We start from the raw sequence: 6,421 nt of genomic DNA on the forward strand, positions 1-6,421 counted from the left end.
GCCGGCCCGGTGCAGGTCCTCCATCAGATGCCGGCCGGCCGGTTGCAGGTCGACCAGCAGCGGGACGCCGGTCCCGATCCGGTCGAAGTCGTCTAGGACGAGCGGCACGCCCAGCCGCCCGGCGATGGCCAGCAGGTGCACCACCGCATTGGTGGATCCGCCCATCGCCGCCAATGCGACGATCGCATTGTTGAACGATCCTCGGGTCAACAATGTGCTGGGCCGCCGATCCTCGGCGACCATCTCCACCACCAGCCGGCCGGTCTCGTGCGCCTGGGTCAGCAGCCGGCTGTCGGCGGCCGGAAGCCCGGCCGTGCCGGGCAGCACCATGCCCAGGACCTCGGCCAGCAGCCCCATGGTCGACGCGGTGCCCATCGTGTTGCAGTGCCCCCGGCTGCGGATCATCGCCGACTCCGAGTCCAGGAAGTCCTTTTCGGACAGTGTGCCCGCGCGAACCTCCTCGCTCAGCCGCCAGACGTCGGTGCCGCAGCCCAGCGCGGTGCCCCGGAACGTGCCGGTGAGCATCGGCCCGCCGGGCACCACCACGGCCGGCAGGTCGACCGACGCGGCGGCCATCGCGGCCATGTTGCGCCAGAGCATCGCCGTGGGCCGAAGCTGCGTCTCGCCGAGGGAGACCACCGGCAGGTTCAGCGGCACCCCGCCGGCCGCCCACACGCCCTGCTTGACGTGTTCGGCGACATCGTCGAGGTGACGATTGCACGGCGTCAGGTCGGAGGCGGTGTTGGCGATGGCGATGTGCGGCCGCCCGTCGAAGGCCGAACCGGGTAACCCGCGGCGCATCCAGGCGCGGTGGATGTAGCCGTCCCGGTCCTTGCCGCCGTACCACGCCGCGCTGCGCATTCCGCTCATGTCGCCTCCTCGCAGGCTCGGAGCCGCCGTGACCGGACGCCCTGTGACATTTGATTCGCTCGCAAGCTCGCTCATGTCGCCTCCTCGCAGGCTCGGAGCCGCCGTGACCGGACGCCCTGCGACACGGATTCGCTCGCAAGCTCACTCCTCAGAGGACGATAACCGGGTGCGCGCTTTCGTCATCACCGCTCCGGGCCGGGCCGAGGTCCAGGAGGTCGCCCCGCCCGAGCCGGGACCGGGCGAGGTGGTCGTCGAGGTGGACCGTGCCGGGGTGTGCGGCACCGACGCCGAGTTCTTCTCCGGCGCGATGAGCTACCTGCACACCGGCCAGGCCGCCTATCCGATCCGGATCGGCCACGAGTGGGCCGGCGTGGTCGCCGAGACCGGCGCCGGGGTCGACCCGGCCTGGCTGGGCCGCCGGGTCACCGGGGACACGATGCTCGGCTGCGGGCACTGCGCGCGGTGCACCAACGGCCGCGGGCACCTGTGCGCCGACCGGTACGAGATCGGCATCCGCAACGGGTGGCCCGGGGCGCTCGCCGAGCGGCTCCCGGTCCCGGTCCGGGCCCTGCACCCGCTGCCCGACGCGGTCGATCCGGCGCTGGGCGCCCTGGTCGAGCCCGGCGGCAACGCGCTGCGCGCGGTGCGCGCCGCGGGCCTGTCCCCCGGCGAGCGGCTGCTCGTCATCGGTCCGGGCACGATCGGCCTGCTGGCCGCGAAGATCGCCGCGGCGAGCGGGATCGAGGTGCACCTGCTCGGCCTGGACGCGCCGACCCTGGACTTTGCCCGCTCCCTGGGTTTCGCGCACACCTGGACCGCGGCGACGGTGCCGCCGCTGCGGTTCGACGCGGTGCTCGACGCCTCGACCGGCCCGGAATCGCCGGCCCGCGCGGTCGAACTGGTCGAGCCCGGCCGGCGGATCGTCTACATCGGACTCGCCGAGCGACCCAGCATGATCGACAGTAGGACCGTGGTGCTGAAGGACCTGACCGTGGTGGGCGTGCTGAGCGCGTCCGGCGGTCTGGCCGAGACCATCGAGCTGTACTCCTCCGGCGCGGTCGACCCCCGGCCGCTGGTCGCCGCCGTCGTGGGCCTGGCCCAGGTGGCCGACGTGCTGGCGCACCGGCGTCCGGCGGCCTGGGGCGGCGCCCCGAAGGTGCACATCGACCCGCGTCGTTGACCTACAACCAGCCGGACTCGCCGGCGATGCGGACGGCGTCGGCCCGGTTGCGGGCGCCGATCTTGGTGAGCACGCTCGACAGGTGGTTGCGCACGGTGCCCGGCGACAGGAACAGCCGGTTGGCGATCTCCGGGCCGGTGGCGCCCTCGGCGGCCAGCCGCAGCACGTCCATCTCCCGGCGGGACAGCGGGTTGTCCATCGCGGTGAGCGCCGCCATGGCCAGGTGGGTGTCCACCACGAGCTCGCCGGCGGCCGTGCCCCGGATCGCGTCGAGAAGCCGGTGTGCGGGTGCGGCCCGATCAACCGCACCACGCACCCCGGTCGCCAGCAGTCTGCGGACCAGACCGGCCGGCCGGGCCGTGGCCAGTGCCACGACCGGGCAGGTCGGTACCCGGGATCTGATATGCCCGACCAGCTCCAGGCCCCGGGTCGGTGAGCCGTCCACGTCGACGACCACCACGTCTGGTCGCATCCCCACGATGATCGGCAGGACATCGCTGTCAGAGGTTGCCAAGACTCCAGCGACATCAAGGTCACGCTGTTCGGACAGCAAACTCGCGAGTGCGGCCCCCATCAGACCCACGTCCGCCACAAGCAGAATCCTGATCGGCGAAACCGGGTCCCATTCGTCCAAACGGGGAATCACGCCGGACACGCGACGCGACGGCGGTACCGAAACCGCGACCATGCTGCCTCTTTCGTCGGGGATAGCCAGCCGGCTGCAGTTACCCCAGCCCAATCGGGCCCAAACCACTGCAGAATGCAAAGTGCATTTCAGCCGCGAAGTTGTGCCGAATGAACGGTCGAACGAGATGAACGGCCTAACTGGACGATCCCCACTTACCGCCATCCGGCGCAGCGGTGCGGTCAGGCACAGGCGGCGATCGCGGCCTCCAGGGATTCGCGGATCGTGAGCAGGCTCGCGATTCCGGTCACCTGCAGTGGCCGCAGCACGACCCGGCTGGCCGCCGCCAGGATCAGCATGACGTCGTGTTCGGCGGCGCTCTCCGAAGCCCGGACCAGGGTCGCCACCCCGGCCGAGCCGAAGAAGGTGATCTCGGTCAGGTCCAGGACCAGGTGCGTTGTCGGCTTGTCGGTCAGCTGCCGGGCGATGTAGCTGTCCACCACCGGCGCGGTGAACAGGTCCAGCTCGCCGCCGACGTGCAGCACGGCGGCTGTCGGGGTGGGATGGGTGACCCGGGTGGACAGGCGGTCGGGGGGGTGCGTCGGTTCAGTCACCACGCCTCCAGTATCGATCCCGCGCGCTTGGTGTTGCGGGACAAAACGCTCAACCCGAGCCGGCCCGGACCGCCATGATCACGATGTCGTCCTGCTGCGGCTCGGCGGAGAAGTGGTGGACGGCCTGCCGTAAGCCGGCGACCAGACCTTCGGCCGAGCCGTTCGGCAGCGTCGCGGCGGACTGGCGCAGCCGGTCCTGTCCGAACTGGTCCTGGGCACGCCGCCGTTCGGTGACCCCGTCGGTGTAGAAGACCAGGCTGTCGCCGGGCCGGAGCAGGTGCCGGGTGGGGTGCACGGCGAACCGGTTGACCAGCCCGAGGGCGTTGCCGTGCTGCCCGACCAGGTCGACCGATCCGTCCGCGCCGACCAGCAGCGGCTGGTCGTGACCGGCCAGCACCAGTTCGACATCCAGCCCGGCCTGGCCGGGCAGCCGGTGGATGAAGGCCGACGCCATGGTCGCGAACTGGTCGGGGTCGCGGGTCTCCAACATCATGTCGTTGAGCAGCTCGATCGACCGGACCAGCGTGTGCCCCTCCCGCACCAGCACCCGCAGCACGTCCCGCACCAGGCTGGTCCGGGCGGCCGCACGCGGCCCCTTGCCGCACACGTCGCCGACCGAGGCGAGCCAACTGCCCTCGCCGATCTCCAGCACGTCGTAGAAGTCGCCGCCGACATCGGCTCCGGCGCTGGCCGGCAGGTAGGCGGCGGCGAACTCGGCGCCCTTGCCGGCCGGCAGCGCGCGCGGCAGCAGCGCCTGCTGCAACGCCTGCGCGGTAGCCACCTGCACGGCGTTGCGCTGGGCGTTGTCGATCGCCTGAGCCGCCCGGCGGGCCAGCTCGGAGATCATCAGCACCTCGTCCGGGTCGTGCGGCCGGGCCGAGCCGCGGCCGACGCTGACCGTGCCCAGCACCTGCCCGCGCACGGTCAGCGGAACCGCGATCCCGGCGATCGGCGGGGCCAGCCGGGCGGCGTCGGACCGGCCGCCGAGCAACCCGCGCAGCGTCTCGTGCGGCTTGCCCGGCGCCCCGGCGGCCAGACCGGCCGTCAACTCCGGCAGCACGGTCTCGTCCACATGGGTCAGGGCCCGCAGCACCAACCGGTCGTGCTGGTCGAGCAGGTGCACCGCACACCAGTCACCCAGGCGCGGCACCATGATCTGCGGCACGATCGCGGCGGTCAGCTCGACATCGAGCGACTGCGCCAGCAGTTCGCTCGCCTCGGCCAGGTGCGACAGCCACGACCAGCGTTTCCGCTCGGCCGCCCGGGCCGACTCGGCCTCGACGGCCAGTGCGATCCGCTGCGCGGTCAGACCGGCGACCTCGGTCACCTCCGGCCCCGGCCGGGCCGCCCGGATGTGCAGGCGGCCCTTGAGCGGCGCGGCCAGCGGCAACCCGACGGTGACCGCCGGTTCGCCGTCCCGCCGCCCGTAACCGGCCAGCTCCCGCTCCCCCGTACCGTCGTCGAGCACCACCGAGCCACCGTCGGCCCGCACCACGTCGCCCAGCCGGCGCAGCAGTTCCTCGGCCAGCGCCGGCATCCGCAGCGTCGCCAGCTGCGTCGCCGGCAGGTTCAGCAGCCAGCGTGCGGTCGGCACATCGGGCCAGCCGTCCGGCACGGCGACCGGGACCGGCTCAGGTTCCGCGGCGGGCTCGTGCTGCCGCACCGTGAACCACACCTGGCGGCCGCGCTGGTCGTGCCGCGTCCCCCAGGCGGCGGCCAGCGCGTCCACCAGTTCCAGGCCCCGGTTGTGGGTGCTGCGCCGGGCGCTGGGACCGGCCCGGTGCACCTCCATCGGCGTGGCGCCCTGGTCGATCACCGCAACCGTGATCTCACCGTCACCGACGGCCAGCTCCAGCTCGAAGCCGGTGCCGGCGTGCAGAACCGCGTTCTCGCAGAGTTCGCTGGTCAGCAGCAGTGCATCGTCGGCGAGCTCGTCGAGCCCGGCGTCGGCGAGCAATGACCGGACGAGCCGGCGGGCGGCCCCCGGAGAGCCGGCTTCGCCCGGAAAACGGGTGCGGTGCACGGTCGGTGCCTTCACGTTCGCAGTTTGCCCGGTGCCAGTTGTCTTTGCAGCGCCCTGTGCGCTCGTAGACTTTCCGGCGGTGGGCCTGGCCCGCGCCCACCGCGATGACAGGAGACGACCATGGTTGCTGCCCGGTCCGCGAAGACGACGGTGAACGCACCCGGCTCCGGAGCGGATGAGCAGATCGAGAGCCTGCTCAACGAGATGGTGGCGGTCATGACCAAGGTCCGGCAGGGCACCCTGGATGTGCGGCTGGCCCGGCGCAGCGGTCTGGCCGGCCAGGTGGTCGACGGGTTCAACGCGCTGGTGGACCTCCAGGAAAGACGCAACCGCGACCTGTTGCGGATCAGCCGGGTGGTCGGCCGGGAAGGCCGGATGCTGGAACGGCTCGACGAGGACGCGTTCGACGGGGCATGGGCAACCGCGGCGGCCGCGATCAACTCGCTGATCGACGACCTGGCCCGGCCGACGTCGGAGATCGCCCGCGTGATCGCGGCGGTGGCCGAGGGCGACCTGTCCCAGCACATGGCGCTGGAGATCGAGGGCCGGCCGCTGCGCGGTGAGTTCAACCGGATCGGCCGCACCGTGAACACCATGGTCGACCAGCTCTCCAGCTTCGCCGACGAGGTCACCCGCGTGGCCCGCGAGGTCGGCACCGAGGGCCGGCTCGGCGGGCAGGCCGACGTGCGTGGGGTGTCCGGCACCTGGCGGGCGCTGACCGACTCGGTGAACACCATGGCATCCAACCTCACCAACCAGGTTCGGTCGATCTCCCTCACCGCGACCGCGATCGCCGAGGGCGACCTGTCCCGGAAGATCACCGTGAGCGCCCGGGGCGAGATCGCCGAACTGGCCGAGACGATCAACTCGCTGACCGACACGCTGCGGGTGTTCGCCGACGAGGTCACCCGCGTCGCCCGCGAGGTCGGCACCGAGGGCCGGCTCGGTGGCCAGGCCCAGGTGCCCAACGTGGCCGGCACCTGGAAGGCGTTGACCGAGGCGGTCAACCAGCTCGCGGCCAACCTGACCGACCAGGTCCGCAACATCGCCCAGGTCACCACCGCCGTGGCCAAGGGCGACCTGTCCCAGAAGATCACCGTCGACGCCCA

Annotated in this window: 6 protein-coding genes; 2 read left to right on the plus strand and 4 right to left on the minus strand. The window is 72.1% G+C overall.

Annotation, left to right across the window (positions count from 1 at the left end; all coding sequences use genetic code 11):
• Positions 1–870: dihydroxy-acid dehydratase (locus VFO68_RS28170; protein ID WP_325161431.1), on the minus strand; the 870-nt coding region annotated here is incomplete at its 3' end.
• A 166-nt stretch (positions 871–1,036) separates the two neighbouring features.
• Here VFO68_RS28170 and VFO68_RS28175 point away from each other — a divergent pair.
• Positions 1,037–2,050 (plus strand): zinc-dependent alcohol dehydrogenase, encoded by a 1,014-nt coding sequence (locus VFO68_RS28175; RefSeq protein WP_325161432.1) that lies wholly within the window; start codon positions 1,037–1,039, stop codon positions 2,048–2,050.
• Between the two features lies 1 nt (position 2,051).
• Here VFO68_RS28175 and VFO68_RS28180 read toward each other — a convergent pair whose 3' ends face one another.
• Genes VFO68_RS28180 through VFO68_RS28190 form a run of 3 tightly spaced genes read right to left on the minus strand, consistent with a single transcriptional unit; the run spans position 2,052 to position 5,327 of the window.
• The gene (locus VFO68_RS28180; protein ID WP_325161433.1) at positions 2,052–2,900 is read right to left on the minus strand and encodes a response regulator transcription factor; all 849 of its coding nucleotides are present in this window, start codon (positions 2,898–2,900) and stop codon (positions 2,052–2,054) included.
• 17 nt (positions 2,901–2,917) lie between these two features.
• Positions 2,918–3,289: an STAS domain-containing protein gene (locus VFO68_RS28185; RefSeq protein WP_325161434.1), complete on the minus strand. Its 372-nt coding sequence runs from the start codon at positions 3,287–3,289 to the stop codon at positions 2,918–2,920.
• A gap of 49 nt (positions 3,290–3,338) precedes the next feature.
• A complete protein-coding gene (locus VFO68_RS28190) occupies positions 3,339–5,327 on the minus strand; it encodes a SpoIIE family protein phosphatase (protein ID WP_325161435.1) in 1,989 nt (662 codons plus the stop codon).
• 105 nt (positions 5,328–5,432) lie between these two features.
• On the opposite strand from VFO68_RS28190, the gene VFO68_RS28195 reads away from it, so the two are divergent.
• On the plus strand, positions 5,433–6,421 hold a 989-nt coding region (locus VFO68_RS28195; protein ID WP_325161436.1), incomplete at its 3' end, for a HAMP domain-containing protein.

Source organism: Actinophytocola sp. (assembly GCF_035712165.1).
GTDB lineage: Bacteria > Actinomycetota > Actinomycetes > Mycobacteriales > Pseudonocardiaceae > DASYTH01.